At 61.7% G+C, this 17,730-nt stretch carries 13 protein-coding genes; 8 read left to right on the plus strand and 5 right to left on the minus strand.

Annotation, left to right across the window (positions count from 1 at the left end; genetic code table 11):
- Nucleotides 1-40: 40 nt before the first annotated feature.
- Both NQ050_RS07715 and NQ050_RS07720 read right to left on the minus strand, forming a co-directional pair.
- Complete coding sequence (locus NQ050_RS07715; RefSeq protein ID WP_257038722.1) at nt 41-2,929, minus strand: (Fe-S)-binding protein; 2,889 nt, start codon at nt 2,927-2,929, stop codon at nt 41-43.
- Between the two features lie 9 nt (nt 2,930-2,938).
- A complete protein-coding gene (locus NQ050_RS07720) occupies nt 2,939-3,367 on the minus strand; it encodes an oxidoreductase (protein WP_257038707.1) in 429 nt (142 codons plus the stop codon).
- Between the two features lie 176 nt (nt 3,368-3,543).
- Between NQ050_RS07720 and NQ050_RS07725 the strand changes: the two genes are divergently transcribed.
- Nucleotides 3,544-3,924, plus strand: coding sequence for a YidH family protein (locus NQ050_RS07725; RefSeq protein WP_257038723.1), 381 nt, complete (start codon nt 3,544-3,546; stop codon nt 3,922-3,924).
- Complete coding sequence (locus NQ050_RS07730; protein WP_257038708.1) at nt 3,908-4,204, plus strand: DUF202 domain-containing protein; 297 nt, start codon at nt 3,908-3,910, stop codon at nt 4,202-4,204. The genes NQ050_RS07725 and NQ050_RS07730 overlap by 17 nt, the downstream gene beginning before the upstream one ends.
- A gap of 134 nt (nt 4,205-4,338) precedes the next feature.
- Here NQ050_RS07730 and NQ050_RS07735 read toward each other — a convergent pair whose 3' ends face one another.
- Nucleotides 4,339-5,685, minus strand: a complete 1,347-nt coding sequence (locus tag NQ050_RS07735) for an FAD-dependent oxidoreductase (protein ID WP_257038709.1) — start codon at nt 5,683-5,685, stop codon at nt 4,339-4,341.
- 287 nt (nt 5,686-5,972) lie between these two features.
- Here NQ050_RS07735 and NQ050_RS07740 point away from each other — a divergent pair, with 287 nt between their 5' ends.
- The 6 genes from NQ050_RS07740 to NQ050_RS07765 all read left to right on the plus strand — a co-directional run bounded on the left by NQ050_RS07740 (nt 5,973) and on the right by NQ050_RS07765 (nt 11,586).
- Nucleotides 5,973-7,631, plus strand: coding sequence for a nitrite/sulfite reductase (locus NQ050_RS07740; RefSeq protein WP_257038710.1), 1,659 nt, complete (start codon nt 5,973-5,975; stop codon nt 7,629-7,631).
- Nucleotides 7,628-7,858: a hypothetical protein gene (locus NQ050_RS07745; protein ID WP_257038711.1), complete on the plus strand. Its 231-nt coding sequence runs from the start codon at nt 7,628-7,630 to the stop codon at nt 7,856-7,858. The genes NQ050_RS07740 and NQ050_RS07745 overlap by 4 nt, the downstream gene beginning before the upstream one ends.
- Entirely contained in the window at nt 7,855-8,622 is a 768-nt protein-coding gene (locus NQ050_RS07750) for a phosphoadenylyl-sulfate reductase (RefSeq protein WP_257038713.1), read from the plus strand. Before NQ050_RS07745 ends, NQ050_RS07750 begins: the two co-directional genes overlap by 4 nt.
- A gap of 97 nt (nt 8,623-8,719) precedes the next feature.
- The gene (gene cysD, locus NQ050_RS07755) at nt 8,720-9,625 is read left to right on the plus strand and encodes a sulfate adenylyltransferase subunit CysD (RefSeq protein WP_257038714.1); all 906 of its coding nucleotides are present in this window, start codon (nt 8,720-8,722) and stop codon (nt 9,623-9,625) included.
- The gene (locus tag NQ050_RS07760) at nt 9,625-10,929 is read left to right on the plus strand and encodes a sulfate adenylyltransferase subunit 1 (RefSeq protein ID WP_257038715.1); all 1,305 of its coding nucleotides are present in this window, start codon (nt 9,625-9,627) and stop codon (nt 10,927-10,929) included. Before cysD ends, NQ050_RS07760 begins: the two co-directional genes overlap by 1 nt.
- Nucleotides 10,930-11,586, plus strand: a complete 657-nt coding sequence (locus tag NQ050_RS07765; RefSeq protein WP_257038716.1) for a sirohydrochlorin chelatase — start codon at nt 10,930-10,932, stop codon at nt 11,584-11,586.
- 216 nt (nt 11,587-11,802) lie between these two features.
- Here NQ050_RS07765 and NQ050_RS07770 read toward each other — a convergent pair whose 3' ends face one another.
- The gene (locus NQ050_RS07770; RefSeq protein ID WP_257038717.1) at nt 11,803-13,176 is read right to left on the minus strand and encodes an AI-2E family transporter; all 1,374 of its coding nucleotides are present in this window, start codon (nt 13,174-13,176) and stop codon (nt 11,803-11,805) included.
- A gap of 107 nt (nt 13,177-13,283) precedes the next feature.
- Complete coding sequence (locus NQ050_RS07775) at nt 13,284-16,796, minus strand: bifunctional proline dehydrogenase/L-glutamate gamma-semialdehyde dehydrogenase (protein ID WP_257038718.1); 3,513 nt, start codon at nt 16,794-16,796, stop codon at nt 13,284-13,286.
- Between the last annotated feature and the right edge of the window lie 934 nt (nt 16,797-17,730).

Raw genomic sequence — 17,730 nt, forward strand, 5'->3', positions numbered from 1 at the left:
CGGAGCTGGTTCCGGTTCCAATTCAGGCGCTGGTGCGCCTTTAGGGTGTGGCTTCCGGCTTCGGTGGTGCGATCGGTGCCTGTACAGGTGCCGACGTCCCAGGTGCCGGTGGTACACCTGGAGCCGGAGGAGCCGGGGGAGCTGGTGGTGTGGCTGGCGCTGGTGGTGTGGGTGGCACAGGTACTGAAACAGAAGGTGCGGCGGGGGCTGCTGGAGCTGAAGGCACTGGTGGCACAGCCGGAACTGCAGGCGCCGGAGAAGACGGAGGTGTTGGAGGCACGGGCGGTGCAGATACTGTGGGCGCGCCAGGTACTGAGATTGCCGGTGGAGCAGGTGGAGCAGGTGGCGCTGCCGGTGTTGGTTGGCTGGCCGGGGCTGGTGGCGCCGCGGGAGCTGCCGGTGGAGCAGGTGGGGCCGGTACCGAAACAGATGGAGCAACCGGAGCTACCGGGGCTGCCGGAGCGGCAGGAGCGGCAGGAGCTGTGGGAGCGGCGGGTACTTGAGGTGCTGGGGCAGGAGGCGCGGTAACAACCGGAGGTATCGGCACAGTCGGGCTAGCGGGAGCGGGCACTGCCGGTGCGGCTGGCACAGCAGGCGCAGCTGGCGCTGGTACAGAAGGAACTGACACGACTGGAGCTACCGGAGCTGCCGGAGCTGCCGGAGCTACAGGAGCAGCAGGGGCAGAAGGTGCTGCGGGCGCAGGTGGTGCCGTCTGCTTCGCTCCTGCTACCGCTGCCGGCGAAGTAGCGCCGGCTCCGCCCGCTGAATCCTGACCGATGCCCTTTTTGGTGCCCTTCTCCTGTGTAGGCCCGGTGGGTAGGGCGTGGCGGATGGGTTCGTCAAGGTAGGAGGGGGTGCGTGGGGTGGGGAGGGTGCCGTCGGTGGTGAGGATGGAGTCGCGGAGCATTTGCGCCACGTCCTTGACCTGCGGTGTGGCGTCGGAACCCGTGCCGGCACCAGCCGCTTTCACGCCGCCGACCATCATGGTGTTGCAGAATGGGCAACCCACGGCGATTTCGGCGGCGCCGGTGCCAATTGCTTCAGCTGCGCGGTTTTCATTGATGCGCGTGCCCAGGTTTTCCTCCATGAACATGCGTGCACCGCCTGCGCCACAGCAGAAACCTTCGTTGCGGTTACGCGGCATCTCGATGAGCGCGCCGGTACCGGCAGCGGCCTCGATGAGTTCTCGTGGTGGATCAAACACCTTGTTGTGACGGCCCAGGAAGCAGGGGTCATGGTAGGTGATTGGTTTGCGATTTTCGGGGCCGCGGGAAACGGGGGTGAGCAGGCCGTCGCGGACCAGGCGGTTCAGGAGCTGGGTGTGGTGGAAGACGTCGTAGTGTCCGTCAAAGTCGGGGTACTCGTTGCGCAGCGTGTTGAAGCAGTGCGGACAGGTGGTAATGATCTTGCGCTGCCCCTTGGGGTGCTGGGCAAAGGCCTCGTCAAGGGTTGCCACGTTTTCCGCGGCCAACATTTGGAAGAGGAACTCGTTGCCAGCGCGGCGGGCGGGGTCACCGGTGCAGGTTTCACCCTTGGAGAGCACAGCAAACTTCACACCCGCGGTGTGCAGCAACTCCACTACCGCGCGGCTGGTGCGGCGGCCGGCGTCGTCAAAAGCACCTGCGCAGCCCACCCAGAACAGGTACTCGAAGTCACCGTCGCCAACCTCCGGGACCTCAATGCCGTCGCGGCGAGCTTCCTCGATCCAAGAGGCGCGTTCCGCCTGGTTGCGGCCCCAAGGGTTGCCCTTGACCTCAAGGTTTTTGAACAGGCTCCCCAGCTCGCCGGGGAACTCGGATTCGCTGAGCACTTGGTAGCGGCGCATGTTGGCAACGTGGTCAATGTGCTCAATGTCCACCGGGCACTGCTCCACGCAGGCGCCGCAGTTAGTGCAGGACCACAGGGCGTCCTCATTGGTGACGAGCTTGCTGCCCTCGGGGTCCAAAAGGACGTCGCGCAGGTCCGTAACCAGCAGCTTGGGGCTTAGCGGCTTTTCCGTGTGCCACGCGGGGCACTGGTCCTGGCAGCGGCCACACTCGGTACAGGTTGCGGTGTCCAGCAGCATCTTCCACGGCGCGTGCTCACGCAATCCGACGCCCAACACGTCCTCATCATCCACCGTCTCCAAGGTGAGTTCGCGCCCCTTGGACACCATGGGCGTGAGCTTACCCAGGGCCTTTTCGCCCGTTGGGTTGCGTTGGAAGAAGAGGTTGAAAAACGCCAGGATGCGGTGCCAGGCCACACCCCAGGTGATGCGGCGGCCCACCACCGCGAGCCACAGCATGCCGGTGAGCAGCTTGACCAGCGCGAACGCACTCACCATTACGGAGCTTGCCGGCAGCAGAGCCGCAAGGTGAATGGTGAGGAAATCTGTGACCGGGGAGCCGTGGCCAAAGGTGGCAATCTTGCCTGCCTTCACGGCCAGCATGCCAAGCGCCTCAAGAAGCACCACGGCCTCCACAAAGTAGGCGGCGCGGGCGTTGGACCCGTAGAAGCGGGATACCCGATCCTTCCCGCCACTTACCAGGCGCACCGCGATGAGGAACAAAATACCCAGCGTGGTGCCCACGGCGAGCACTTCCTCAAGGAAGTGGTACACGCCCCAGTCCTTGAGCAGCGGCCAGCCGCCGGCGGGGTTAAACGTTTGAATATAGGCCTCAAACCACACCACCACGCCCAGCAAGAACCCCAGCATCACAAACCAGTGCGCCACGGCGACCGCCGGTTTGCGCATCAGTTCCGTGTGGAAGAAGGCCTCCTTCAGCGTCTGCGCGCCGCGGCGCAGCGGGCGGTTGGTGCGCCCCGGCGAGGGTTCACCCGCAGCGATAGTCCGGTAGAGCTTCAAGCAGGCGCTGAGGAAGATCCACCACGCGGGCAGGGAGAGTACAAGGCCGATGGTGCCAATGAGATATTCAACGGGCATGGGTATTAGTAGACACTAGAAGCACACCGGAGCGCCATGCGCCGTGGCCACGAACTCTTCCCACTGAGCCAGGGTGCGGTCGCTGGGAATGTCCAGCGTGCCGATCCAAGGCGTGAAGGGGACGCCGCGCTCCCGGAGAAAGGTGTGGAAATCAGGCAGGGGGCGAGAGGTGGCAGCAAGAGCCTTTTCGACGTCACGCTCGCTGGTGAGCACCGCATCAAACGCCGCTTCGAGTTCCTGGGGACTGAGTGAAACGTTGCCGGTCACACGGATTTTACGAGCGAGTGGGTGGCTGGTGCGCAGTGCTGCGATTCCTACGGGTGCTGGAAGGGAGTCGATGAGTTCCACCTCAATGGTGGGGTTGCAGCGCATGATCAGATCCAAGGTGTAAAGGCCGCGGGCGTTTGCGCCAACAATTGCTATGCGAGGTGCTTTGTGAGGCATGGGCATCCTTTCCTTGATCCAATTACTAGACTGAGCTGTCTGCGAGTATAGAACTAAGCAGTCTGTAGTAAGGAAGGGGGTCATGTTTTATGCTGGTCACTGGCTCGTGAATATGAATAAAATTCTAGACCGAGCTGTACAGTTGCGGGAATTTTGAGGAGGAACTCGTGGACCACATGGACGATCAGCGCGGGGCGCTGAGCAAACTCCTCTTTCCCAAAGGCAGTGACCCCGACCCCCGCTTCACCCTAGCCAACGAGCGCACCTTCCTGGCGTGGATCCGTACCGCATTGGCCCTTCTCGCAGGCGGGATTGCCGCCGATGCCTTTGCCGCCCCACTGGCGCAGGAAGGGGTAAGACAGTGGGAAATCCTTGCTTTGGTGTTACCCATTTTCGGTTTCCTGGTGGCCGCTTCGGCGCTGATCAGGTGGGTGCGGGTGGAACGTGCGATGCGCGAGGGCCGCTCTTTGCCCGTGCCTGGGGGCGCTGTGCTCGTCGGCACCGCTGTGCTCGTGGCCGCCGTAATTCTCTGGAGTGTTGGTGCGGGCGCCGCATGATGATCCCGGCAGGCAGCCTGAGCGCACGCTGCTCGCCTGGGATCGCACGCTGCTTGCACTGATCACACTCGCGCTGTTGCACCTGCGTTTTGGTGCAGCATCCTGGGTGTTTGGGGTGCTCACACTCGCGATGCTGCTGCCTGTGGCGCTTACCTGGATGCGCCGCTACCTGCGGCAATCACGTGGGATCTTGAGCGGGCGCTACGAGCCGGCGGCGGAGCTGGTGTGTTTCAGCGCGCTGGCAACGTGCGGCTTGTGCGTGGTTGTTGCGCTTGGGTGAGGGGAGGGAGCGGGAGTGGGGTTGCCGGGGCCCGCGCCACGCGCTGTACCTAAGTTCCGATCAACCGTGCTCAGCAAAAAAAGGGCCTCACTCCGAAAGCAATCGAAGCCAGGCCCCAACACCCAATGAACTGCTTAGCTGCGGGAGTGCTCCACCATGTCAGCCCACTCCACAACCTTCTTGCGCTCGCGGCCCTCGGCCTCGCCGAAGGCGCGCTCGGCGGCGTCAAGCTGATGCCAGCCTTCCCAGGTGGTGTATTCCACGCCGCGCTCGGTGAGCAAGGTGGTGATGTCGCCATCCTTGCCTGGGGTGAGGCGGCCCTCGGCGGCGTCGCGCAAGAGCATGTCCGTGGTTTCCTTGGCGTCGGACTTGGTGTTGCCAATCAGGCCAACTGGGCCACGCTTGATCCAGCCGGTGGCGTACAGGCCTGGGACGATGTTGCCCGCTTCGTCCAGCACGTGGCCGCCGTCGTTAGGGATCACGGCGCGCTCTTGGTCAAATGGGACGTCATCCACGGCGTCGGAGCGGTAGCCCACGGCGCGGTAAATTGCCTGCACAGGCCAGTCGGTGAACTTGCCGGTGCCGCGTACACCGCCATTGCCGTCCAGCTCCGTGCGTTCGGTGCGAAGGCCCACTACCTTGCCGTCCTTGCCCAAGATCTCCACAGGGTTTTCAAACATGTGGATCTGCAAGGTGTGCGGTGCTTCCTTGGGTTCGCGGATGGCGTACTGTTCCAGGATCTGGCACACCAAGTCCTGGGACTTGGAGTCGCGGCGGGCCTGCTCGGAGGCGGCGTCGTAGTCAATATCCTCTGGGTCCACCACAACATTGATGTTTGGTGAGTGGTCCAGCTCCTTGAGCTCCTGTGGAGTGAACTTGGCCTGTGCTGGGCCGCGACGGCCGAACACGTGAACCTCCTCGGCCTGGTTCTGCTTCAGGGACTCGTACACATTGTCCGGGATTTCGGTGACCAGCAGCTCGTCGCCGGTCTTGGCCAAAATGCGGGCCACGTCCAAGCCCACGTTGCCCACACCAATCACGGCTACCTGCTTGGCGCTGAGGTCCCAGGAGCGTTCAAAGCGTGGGTTGCCGTCGTAGAAGCCCACGAACTCCGCTGCGCCGAAGTTGCCTTCAAGGTCGGAGCCTGGGATGTTCAGGTCGCGGTCTGCAACTGCGCCGGTGGCAAAGACTACAGCGTCATAGTGATCAAGGAGTTCTTCCACCGTGAGGTTCGTCCCAATGTGGATGTTGCCCAGCAGGCGGATGTTAGGGGTGTCCAGCACGCGGTGCAGAGAGGTGATGATGCCCTTGATGCGTGGGTGGTCAGGGGCCACGCCGTAGCGGATCAGGCCGAAGGGGGCTGGCATCTGCTCGATGAGGTCAATGTGGATCTCGCCCGCGGCGTTCTTTGCCAGCAGGTCAGAGGCGTAAATGCCGGCGGGGCCGGCGCCAATCACGGCAACCTTCAAGGGTGCATTCATTTCTTGGAACTCCATTTCCGTTCATAGACCAAGTGGTCTAAAAGCTAGGTGGAAAAAATCTTCCTTGCAAACTTTTCTACCATTTTTATTCACATTTGTACGCGCCCAAGCTGTATAAATGGGGAGTAGACCGGTAGGTCTAATTGCATAGACCGCTCGGTACAGATAGGTTTTGCAGAAGTTTGGTGGTGAGTGATTCCACAACCAAAATCGGCAAGTTGGTGACGTCGGTACGCAACCGCTGCCACCACGAGCAACTACACACCCAGTATCCAGCAAGGAGCGCCATGTCAGCCCCAACCCGCGCACGCAAGCCGGAAGGCCAGTGGAAAATTGACGGCACCGAGCCGCTGAACGCTGATGAGCGTATCAAACAGGAAGACGACGGCCTCTCTGCCCGCCAGCGAGTGATTGATATTTACTCCAAGCAGGGCTTCGCCTCCATCCCGGCGGAGGACCTGGCGCCAAGGTTCAAGTGGCTCGGCCTCTACACCCAGCGCCGCCAAGATCTGGGCGGAGAGCTCACCGGGCAGTTGGAAAACTCCGAGCTCCAAGATGAGTACTTCATGCTCCGCGTGCGCTTTGATGGCGGGCGCGTCACCCCAGAGCAACTCCGTGTGGTTGGCGAGATCTCCCGCGATTACGCGCGCTCCACCGCGGACTTCACCGACCGCCAAAACATTCAGCTCCACTGGATCCGCATTGAAGACGTGCCCACCATTTGGGAAAAGCTGGAGGCAGTGGGCCTTTCCACCCTCATGGGCTGCGGCGACGTCCCCCGCGTGATCCTGGGTTCCCCCGTAGCGGGCATCGCGGCTGATGAAATCATTGACGCCACTCCCGCCATCGAGGAAATCGTGGAGAACTACCTCATGCGCGAGGAGTTCGTGAATCTGCCGCGCAAGTTTAAGTCGGCAATCTCGGGCAACGCCCGCCAGGACATCACCCACGAGATCCAGGACATCGCCTTCATTGGCGTGGAGCACCCCGAGCACGGCCCCGGCTTTGAATGCTTTGTGGGCGGCGGCCTGTCCACCAACCCTATGCTCTCCCAGTCCCTGGGCGCGTGGGTGCCAATCGAGCGCGTTCCCGAGGTCTGGGCCGGTGTGGCTGGGCTGTTCCGTGATTATGGCTTCCGCCGCCTGCGCAACCGCGCGCGCCTGAAGTTCCTGGTGGCTCAGTGGGGCATTGAGAAGTTCCGCGAGGTCCTGGAAACGGAATACCTCACAGCGCCGCTTATCGACGGCCCCAGCGCCCCAATCAACCCAGGCTCCAGGGATCACCTGGGGGTCCACCCCCAAAAAGACGGCAATTTTTACGTAGGCGTGAAGCCCACCGTGGGCCATGCAACCGGCGAGCAGCTCATTGAGATCGCCCAGGTAGCGGAAGACTTCGGCCTGACCCGCCTGCGTACCACCCCAGACAAGGAACTGCTGTTCCTGGACGTGCCAGAAGAGCAGATCGAGCCGCTCTCCGCAGCTTTGGACGCCACTGGTTTGTACTCCAAGCCCAGCGAGTTCCGCCGTGGCATCATTTCCTGCACCGGTTTGGAGTTCTGCAAGCTTGCACACGTGACCACCAAGGCCCGCGCCATCGAGCTGGTGGACGACCTTGAGGCGCGCCTGGGGGACCTGGACGTGCCGCTGAAGATTTCCCTCAACGGCTGCCCTAACGCCTGCGCCCGCTCCCAGGTGGCGGACATTGGCCTCAAGGGCCAGACCGTGACCGATGAGGATGGCAACCGCGTGGAAGGCTTCCAGGTGCACCTGGGCGGCGCGCTTGGCCTCAACCCGGACTTTGGCCGCAAGCTGCGCGGACACAAGGTGACCAGCGTGGAAGTTGGTGATTACGTGGTGCGCCTGGTGGAAAAGTACAAACAGCAGCGCACCGAAGGTGAGCAGTTCCGTGAGTGGGTCCTGCGCGCGGATGAGGCTGACCTGCAGTGAGTATGCGCCGCAAACCCAACCCTAACCGTAATCACCCCGAGTACTGCCCGTACTGCGCAGGTACGCAACTGTTCCCGGATGAAGAAACTGAGTTCGCCTGGAACTGTCAGGATTGCCTACGCGTATTCTCTGTGATGTTTCACGGGCAGGATGACCCTAAGCACAGACCAGCCCCGTCGGCGTCGGCAAGCGACGCACTCAAAGCCTCCCTAGGAGCGAAGCGATGAACCTACTGACCAGCGGAAACTACCGCGACCCAGCGATCAGCCCCGAGGGGCCACGCAGCTCGGAGCCGCTCGACCCCGCCGTCGCTGCGCGCAATGCCGAGCTCGTGGAACAGTGGGCCGGCAAGCTCTACGATGCCTCCGCGCAGGACATCCTCGAATGGGCCCACGAGTACGCGCCGGGCAAGCTCGTGGTCACGCTCTCCATGGAAAACACCGTGCTTGCGGAGCTCGCCGCCCGCCACCTGCCGGACTCTGACTTCCTCTTCTTGGACACTGAGTTCCACTTCCCCGAAACCATGGACGTAGCCGCCCAAGTGGAGCAGCGCTACCCACAGCAACTGGTCCGCGCCAAGGCCCTGCTCAGCCGCGAAGAGCAAGACAAGGTTTACGGCCCCGCGCTGTACAGCCGCAACAACACCGCCTGCTGCCGCATGCGCAAGGTTGAACCGCTCGCCGTTGCCCTGAGCCCCTACGCAGGCTGGGTGACGGGGCTTCGCCGTGCCGACGGCCCCACGCGTGCCACAGCCCCAGCGCTGAGCTTGGATGCAACGGGCAGGCTCAAGATTTCCCCCATCATCACTTGGACGCTGGAGGAAACCGATGAGTTCATTGAGCGCGAGCAGCTCATCATCCACCCGCTGACTAAACAGGGCTACCCATCTATTGGCTGCGCCACCTGCACCCTGCCAGTGGAGGAGGGACAAGATCCGCGCGCAGGCCGCTGGGCCGGCAGCACCAAGACCGAGTGTGGGTTGCACACTTAGGTTTTTGGCCTGATTGGTTTTGCCTGATTGGTCTTGCCTGTTCGCCTGAATTGCCGCCTATTTTGCGCTCTGCACACCCATAAGGAAACACTTTCACATGAATCACACCCCACTTTCCCCGCACCTCAAGGAACTGGAAAACGAGTCTATTCACATCCTGCGTGAGGTAGCCGGCCAGTTTGATAAGGTTGCGCTGCTGTTTTCCGGCGGCAAAGACTCCGTAGTTGTGTTTGAGCTGGCCCGCCGCGCTTTTGCCCCTGCGGCGGTGCCGTTTGAGCTGCTGCATGTGGACACTGGCCACAACTTCCCCGAGGTGCTTGAGTTCCGCGACAACCTGGTAGCGGAAACTGGCGCCCGCCTGCGTGTGGCCAAGGTCCAGGACTGGATTGACCGCGGCGAGCTGCAGGAGCGTCCCGACGGCACCCGCAACCCACTCCAGACCGTGCCACTGGTGGAAACCATCGCTGAGCAGGGCTACAACGCTGTGCTCGGTGGTGCGCGCCGCGATGAAGAGCGCGCCCGCGCAAAGGAGCGCGTGTTCTCCGTGCGTGATTCCTTTGGTGGCTGGGATCCCCGACGCCAACGCCCCGAGCTGTGGAACCTCTACAACGGCGGCCACCTGCCGGGTGAAAACATCCGCGTGTTCCCCATCTCCAACTGGACGGAGGCGGACATTTGGGAGTACATCGGCGCGCGCGGCATCAAGCTGCCAGCAATCTACTTTGCGCATGAGCGTGAGGTGTTTGAGCGCGACGGCATGTGGCTCACCCCAGGCGAGTGGGGCGGGCCAACTGACCGCGAGGAACTGGTAACCAAGCAGGTGCGCTACCGCACGGTGGGCGATATGTCCTGCACCGGCGCCGTTCTCTCCTCCGCCACCACCATTGACCAGGTGATCGCTGAGATCTCCACCTCTACTTTGACCGAGCGCGGCGCAACCCGCGCAGATGATCGCCTGAGCGAATCCGCGATGGAAGACCGCAAGAAGGAAGGCTACTTCTGATGACCGCCGAGACTCAGCAATTGAACCAGGACCAGCAAACTGCAACGCAACGCCTTGCCCAGCGTGAGACTTTGCGTCTGTGCACCGCCGGCAGCGTGGATGACGGCAAATCCACCTTCGTGGGCCGCCTGCTGCATGACACCAAGAGTGTGCTGGCAGACCAACTCGCCTCCGTGGAGCGCACCTCCCAGGACCGCGGCTTTGACGGCCTGGACCTTTCCTTGCTGGTAGACGGCCTGCGAGCCGAGCGCGAGCAGGGCATCACCATCGACGTTGCCTACCGCTACTTTGCCACCGACCGCCGCACCTTCATCCTGGCAGACACCCCAGGTCACGTGCAGTACACCCGCAACACGGTTACCGGCGTTTCCACCTCCCAGGTGGTGGTGTTGCTGATCGACGCCCGCCACGGCGTAGTAGAGCAGACCCGCCGCCACCTCACCGTTGCCGCCCTACTGGGTGTTCGCACCGTGATCCTTGCCGTGAACAAGATTGACTTGGTGGATTACTCCGAGGAGACATTCCGCGCCATCGAGGCAGAGTTCAACACTATTGCCGCTGGCTTGGGCATTGACGCTACCCATGTGGTGCCAATTTCTGCGCTGAAGGGTGACAACGTGGTGGAGCCGAGCGAAAACATGCCTTGGTACACCGGTTCCACCGTGTTGGAATTGCTGGAAACCGTTGAGGTTTCCCATGGCCGTGCCCACGAGCTGGATTTCCGTTTGCCGATTCAATACGTGATCCGCGAGCACGCCACCGATTACCGCGGCTACGCAGGCCTGGTCACCGCTGGTTCCGTTGAGGTTGGTCAGACGGTGTACCTGCCGCATGGTCGTAGCACCGAAGTGGTGGGTATTGACACCGCCGATGGTGAGGTTTCCCAAGCTCAAGCGGGTGATTCCGTGGTGCTTCGCCTGGCCGAGGAAATTGACCTCGCCCGCGGGGACCTGATTGCCGGCCCTCAGCGCCCAGAAGACGTGCGTTCCTTCGATGCCACCGTGGTGGGCCTCACCGAGCGCAACATCACCCCAGGGCTTATGGTGAAGATTCGCTACGGGACCTCCCTGCTTAAGGGCCGCATTGCAGAGGTGTCCCGTGTCCTGGACATCGACGGCGTAGCGGACAACGAGGCACCAGAGAGCTTTGGCCTCAACGACATTGCCCATGTGCGCGTTGACTTGGCCCAAGAGCTGCCGGTAGAAGACTATGCGGCGCGTGGCGCGGTGGGATCCTTCCTCGTGATCGACCAAGCCAGCGGCAACACCCTGGCAGCCGGCCTCGTGGGTAAGCGCTTGCGCTAAATGACCGCGCTGATCCTGCTCTCCCACGGTTCCCGGCACCCCCACGCGGATGCCGGGGTTGAGGCGCTCGCCGCCGCCGTGGAGGAGCCAGCATTCGTTGCACACCTGGACTTCTCCGGCCAGGACCTGCAGCACACCGCGGGCCTCGTGCGCGAGGCGGGGCACCGCGAAGCCATTGTGGTGCCGCTGCTGTTTACGCACGCGTTCCATGCGCGTTTCGACGTCCCCAGGGTGGTCCGTGAAGCCGAGGAAGCACTGGGCCTTGCGCTGCATATCAGCGCGGGCTTGGGTACCGGCGTTGAGCTTGCGGAGGTTCTGCGCCCAACGCTGTCCCCGGAACCGGGTGTGCTGAATGTGCTGTATTCGGTGGGTTCCAGCGTGGAAAGTGCCAACCAGGCGGTGGATGCGTTGGCCTCGAGCCTTGGCATGGAATCCGTGGCGGCCACCCGGGGTGGTGTGGCAGCCCTGGAGGCGCTTCGTGCTCAACATGGTTCCCTCCACGTGGTTCCACTGTTTGTGACTCATGGGTTGCTGCTTGACCAGGTGATTCAGGCAGAGCTGGAGGGGGTCACGGTAGGCGAGCCGCTCGGGGCACGGCTCGCTCCCGTGGTGGAGCAACGCTACCGCGAATGTCTAGCGGGGTTGCGCGAGCGGTGAACGCTCGCTGCCGAATGGCTGTTAGTTTGAGGCTTTTCCTCCTAGTTACCTAAGGGCCGTCTCGCGGTAAATGACTTTCAGGTTCTCCAGCTCAACCTGTCCAGCCAAGGCATTCAGTAAGCACGAAACCCCTCCGCTGTTGGGAGTCAATCGGTGGCCCAACAGTGGAGGGGTGTTCAGTGGTGAAGGCGGCAGCTGCGGCAGCTCAAGCGCGGTTTACTTATCTCCGGCCGAATCCTCCGCCGCGGCCTCAGTAGAGCTCAATGGCTTACTTTCCGCCACCACGTTGGTGTTCTTCTGCTTGCGCAAGCTCAGTTTGTTGAGGCGTTCCATGAAGGAACCCCACGCCTCCTGGGGAGTGGTCTGTGGGCCACCCACGCCGTTGGTGGCCATCTCAATGTCATCCAAGGTGATCTCGCCAGCGCGCAGACCCACCAGCTCAGAGTGGTAACGGATCAACACGGCGATGGTGGCGGCAACCGGCACAGCGAGGAAGGCACCGATGATGCCGAACAAGGCGGAACCTACCGTCACGGAAAGCAGCACCACTGCGGCATGGAGGTTCATGGCACGCGACTGCAAAATTGGCTGCAGCACGTTGCCTTCGATCTGCTGCACCAAAATGATCAAACCAAGTACCAACAATGCGTTGGTCAAGCCATTGCTCACCAATGCCACCACCACGGCAATAGTGCCTGCGGTGAACGCACCGATGATCGGGATGAAGCCACCAAAGAAGGTGAGTACGGCAATCGCCAGGGCCAAAGGTACGTTCAGCACCACCAAGCCAATGCCGATGAACACAGCGTCCACCAAGGAAACAATCGCCTGAGTACGGATGAATCCACCCAGGGTGTTCCACACACGGGTTAGGGCCTCAGAAAGGTGCCAACCAACGTTCGGGCCGGTCATGCGGCGCACCATTGGGAGGAACTTGGTGCCGTCTTTCAGGAAGAAGAAGGTGAGCACCAGCACCAGCACCATAGTCACCACAATGGAACCAGCAACGGACACACCAGAGAACACGCTGGAGGCAATGTTGGAGGACTGTCCCTGCACCCAAGCGCGGGCCTGATCCAGGTACTGGTCAAACGTGCTGGTGTCCAGGTTCAGTGGCGGGCCCTGCAGCCATTGCAGAATACGGTTGATGCCCTCGCTCGCACGGTTGATGAGGTCCTGTGACTGCGAAGCCACGCTCGGCGCAATAGCCGAAACAACGCCCGCGATGAGCGCAAAAAACGCAACAATCACAATGATCACCGCAAGCGCCGGTGGCACCTTTCGCGCGCGCAGCCACGCCACCGGCGGCCACAGCACGGTGGCCACCAAAATAGCCAACATCACTGGCAGCAGGCCCACCCAAATGGCGGCGAGCCCACGCCAAAGAATTACGGAGGCAATGACCACGATGATGAAACGCAGCGCCCAACCAGCAGCCCAGCGGGCGTCCTGACCGAGCACGTCAGCGCGGTCCCGGCGTGGGGTAGTCAGGTGGTCTTCCTCATGCGGCTTGGCGGCCAGCGGCTCGGAGGCCTCCACGGCACGGTCTAACAAATTGGAGAGGTCTTTGGGGTCGTTCATGTTGTTCATCGCGCTTAATCATGCCACACGGGCCCCAATTGGCCAACGGAGCTGCATAAATAGAGAACGCCCCACAGGAACTCCGGTGTCCCATGGGGCGGTTGTGAGCGCAGCGGCTACACGTTCTCAGGCGCAAGCTCCGGGGAGATCACACCAAAGCGGTGGCGGGTTGCCGTCACGGTCTGCTCCAGCAAGAACGGGAGCAGCTCACGGCGGCCGTCGGCAAGGACCTCCTGATCCAGGATTACCGAGCCAGACTGTGCAGCAGCAGCGTAGAGCGCCTCGTCTACCTCGCCAATCGTGCGGACTCGGGTGGATGTCTGCTTTTCGACGTGCGCGGCGAAGTCAGCGTCCCCGATCGCCTCAACGCCGGCCACTGCGGCAATTTCCTCGGCGGCGCTGAAGCGTACAGGGGAGCCAGTGAGCGCGGCAGCCAGCTTCAGGCGCAGCAGGTCACGCTCCTTGTAGCCCGCGCCGACGCGAACCTCCAATGCCTGCAGGAGTGGGCGGTAGCGGAACACGTTGGACTCGCTGACCAAACCGGTGCGGTCGTGTTCAATGCCGAACTCCTCATTCCAAGCAGCCGCATCCAGGTAGGCAGCCTTGCGCAGCCAGGCGCTGTCTGCGTCGGAAAGCTCCACCTCACGCAGGGCACGGGTGATCTCTGGGCGTAGGGAAGCGGTTGGGACGGAATCCAGGTTGCCCTCAGCCCATGTACCCTGCTGCGCAACGTAGTTCGGGCCGCCAGCCTTGGCGCCGGAACCGATGGAGGAATCCTTCCAGCCGCCGAAGGACTGCCGTTCCACGATCGCGCCGGTGATGCCGCGGTTGATGTAGGCGTTGCCCACCTCAACATGCTCGCGCCAGTACGCGATCTCCTCTGGATCGAGCGTGTGGATGCCGCCGGTGAGACCGTAGCCGGTGGAGTTTTGCCACTCGATGGCTTCCTCCAGGGTGTCCGCGCGCATGATGCCGAGGACTGGGCCGAAGCACTCGTTGGTGTGGTACCAAGAACCGGGCTTTACGCCGTCGCGCACGCCGGGGCTCCACAAGGTGCCTTCGTCGTTGAGCTGACGCGGCTGGATGAGCCACTTTTCGCCCGGCTCGAGCTGAGTCAGGCCCCGCTTGAGCTTCTCACCTGGGGCTTCGATGATGCCGTTCATGGTGGTGGAGATGTCTGAGCCGGGGCCCACCTTGAGGGTGCGCACTGCGTCCAGCAACTGGTTAATGAAGCGCTCCGAGGTTCCCACGGAACCCACCAGGATCACCAAGGAGGCGGCGGAACACTTCTGACCGGCGTGGCCGAATGCAGACTTGTACACGTCAGCCACTGCCAGGTCTGGGTCAGCCGCAGGAGTCACAATGATGGCATTCTTACCGGAAGTCTCCGCGTTGAGCACCATCTTTGGCTTCCAGGAACGGAACAGGCGAGCGGTATCGGAAGCGCCGGTGAGGATCACGGAGTCCACGTCCTCATGAGACACCAGACGCTTACCGGCCTCTGCCTCATCAGCATTGACCAACTGCACCAGGTCAGGGTTGTGGCCTGCTTCCTTGAGACCAGCGCGGATGACGTCCACGGCAACCTCAGCCACCCGCACCACCTGAGGAGCAGGTTTGATGATCACAGCCGCACCCGCCGCGAGTGCGGAGAACACGCCACCCACTGGGATCGCCATTGGGAAGTTCCAAGGAGGCGTGATCAGCACAACCTTGTACGGGGTGAACTTGGAGCGTGCCTTATCCAGCTCGCGGGCAGACTGGGCGTAGTACATGGCAAAGTCGATGCCTTCGGAAAGCTCAGGATCAGCCTCGGCCACAGTCTTACCGGACTCATGCACCATCACGTTCATCAGCTCGCCGCGGTGGTCCGCCAGCTTGTTAGCAATCGCCTCGAGTGCCTGCGCGCGCTCTTCGCCGGTGGTTGCGCCCCACTCAGTACCCAGCTCGCGGGCCTTCGCCACGAACTCGTCGATCTGCGCTGGGTCCGTGATCTCAGGGGAAACGCGCTCACCTGGGTCGGCGGCCAGTACTTTCAGCGCCCAGTCGCGGTTTTGTTGCAGAGATGGGTCGGTGTCTGGCTCGCCGGCAAAGTGGCTGGTGGTCGCGTGGCTTTGGATGCCGGACTCATTGTTCCGGTCCTGCTTACGGTTTGGCCCCGCCACAGTTGTCCAACGGTTTTCCACAGCAGTGCGGAATGCCTGCTCCTGAGACTCCAATGGGGTGAGGTGATCCGGACCCTCAACCTCAGGAGCAAACAGCGCGTGCAGGAAGTTCTGCTTTTCTCCGTTTTCCTCCAGGCGGCGCACCAGGTAAGAAACGGCAACGTCAAAGTCCTCAGCGTGGACCACTGGGGTGTACAGGATCAGCCCACCCACAACCTTTTGCACAGCACGGGACTGTGCAGGTGCCATGCCCTGCAGCATCTCAATGTCCAACTGGTGCGCTACGCCGCGCCGGGTTGCCAGCTCGTGAGCAAGAGCCACGGTGTAGAGGTTGTGGGAAGCCACGCCAATGCGCACGTTGTCTGCGTGCTCTGGCTGCAGGATGTAGTCCATCAGGCGGTAGTAGTTCGCATCAACGTCCGCCTTGTTGGAGTAGGTGGCCAGCGCCCAGTCGTGCATCTCCGCATCCACACGCTCCATAGAGAGGTTTGCACCCTTGACCAGGCGAATCTTGATTGGTGCGCCACCTGCTGCGCGGCGCTCCTTGGCGAACTCCGCCAGCTCAACCAGGGCGTCGAAGGTGTCCGGCAGGTAGGCCTGCAGCACAATACCCACCTGCAGATCCAGGAACTCATCTTCAATCATGAGCTCCTTGAACAAGCGAATGGTCAGCGTGAGGTCTTTGTATTCCTCCATGTCCATATTGATGAAGGCGTGTGGGCTGCGCTTCTTGGCCTCGCGGTACAGCGGGCGCAGACGATCCTTCAGGCGCTCGGTGTTGCCCTCAATGTCCCAAGGGTTGAGCTGTGCACACACCGAGGAAGCCTTGATGGAAACATAGGTCACACGTGGGTTTTGCAGCAGTTGGCGGGTGCGCTCAAGGCGGGACTTCGCCTCGTCATCACCCAACACTGCCTCACCGAGCAGGTTCAGATTGAGCTGGAAGCCCTCACGCTTTGCCTCATCGAGCTTGGCGTTGAGCGCCTTGCCTTCGGCGTCTAGGACAAGGTGGCCCACCATCTGGCGCATGCGCTTGCGCGCAAGAGGCATCACGACGCCCGGCAGCACCGGCGCGGCGAGGGAACCAGCGGTGACCAGGCCCTTGTCTACCAGGCCGATGAAGTCAGGCAGCACGGAGTGCTTGGAGAATGGGGAGGCGAGGTTGGCGAGCTCCTTCGCCGCCACCTTGTTGTCTTCTGGACGGGCAACCTTATCCACAAAACCCATGGTGAAGGCAATGCCATCCTTATCCCGAACCAGTGCGGCGAGCTGCTCGGTGTTCTTCGCTTCCTTCTTGGAAGCTGCGTTGTCCGTCTCAGCGAGCCAATCGTGCGCACGGGCAATGGCTGCGGAAAGCACCTCCTCCACGTCAGCGCTATTGGCAAGCGGAGTGTGGGATGCGGAATTGGTTTGGCCCTTTTGGGATTGTGGGCTCTGTGGGTTCTGTGGGGTGTGAGCATTCATGGGGAACTCCTTGGGAAAAAACTTCAATGAAAGGGGTTGCCGCGGGGGATAGGAGAGCTGCAGCAAATGTGGGCAGCGCTGCGTAAGGCGTGCCAGAAGGGCCACCTAAGGTGGTGAACATGAGCGTGCAGTGACGAGCAGCAAGAGGTACTGCCTGATTTGCTGCTTCGTTTGCTTCCTGAATGGCTGCCTGGATTTTGGCTGCGCTCGAACATGCCGCCGCGGCTCCGCGCTCTACCGGATGTTGCCCATCGGCAATGCCGATGGGCACTCATGGACACGGTGGCGAGGAGTGATGGGGAGTTCTTTACAGCACCGGTGGGCGGTCAGAGACGTGCCGGGTGCTGGAGCGGAAGAGGTGCAATACCGTCTGCCTTTCCAGGGAAGTTATTGAGTGAAAAACCGTTGAGGTTGAGCGAAAGTATAGAGCCAAAATCTCAAAAGAAACAAGGATAAATTCGGTCATATGATAGGTGAGTGATCACACACTTTATTTGGCCAGTTCACGAGGGTTTTACTCACCCTTATGGGGGTGGTTGAATATTGCCCCCGTTCGGCTTCCCTGCATTTGATCCAGGACCCCTGCTGCAGCTCCTCTCTGCGGAGCGCTGCCGGAACCGGGGATTACCTCCGTTTTAGGTAGGGCCTGTAATTTTTTTCTTCCTCGCCGAGCAGGATTTGTGTAGGTCGGTTAAGGTCACTGGCTAATGGCAGGAGGCAGGGCATTGTCTCGCATTTAATTTGGGGAAAGTTGTGAAAACGATGGTGAAATATCGACGCCTTTTAGCGTTTTTGTCTGTGGTGTTTTGAAGTGTCCCGGGTTTTGTTCCGTTTGAGTAGATGGGAAAATCTGGAACATGCCAAAGAAGTTTGATCAGGATGCGAAGGACCGTGTGGTCCGCTTGGTTGAGGATCGTATTCTGGCGGAGAATCT

The sequence above is a fragment of the Corynebacterium sp. 122RC1 genome, from assembly GCF_024580955.1.
Lineage (GTDB): Bacteria > Actinomycetota > Actinomycetes > Mycobacteriales > Mycobacteriaceae > Corynebacterium > Corynebacterium kozikiae.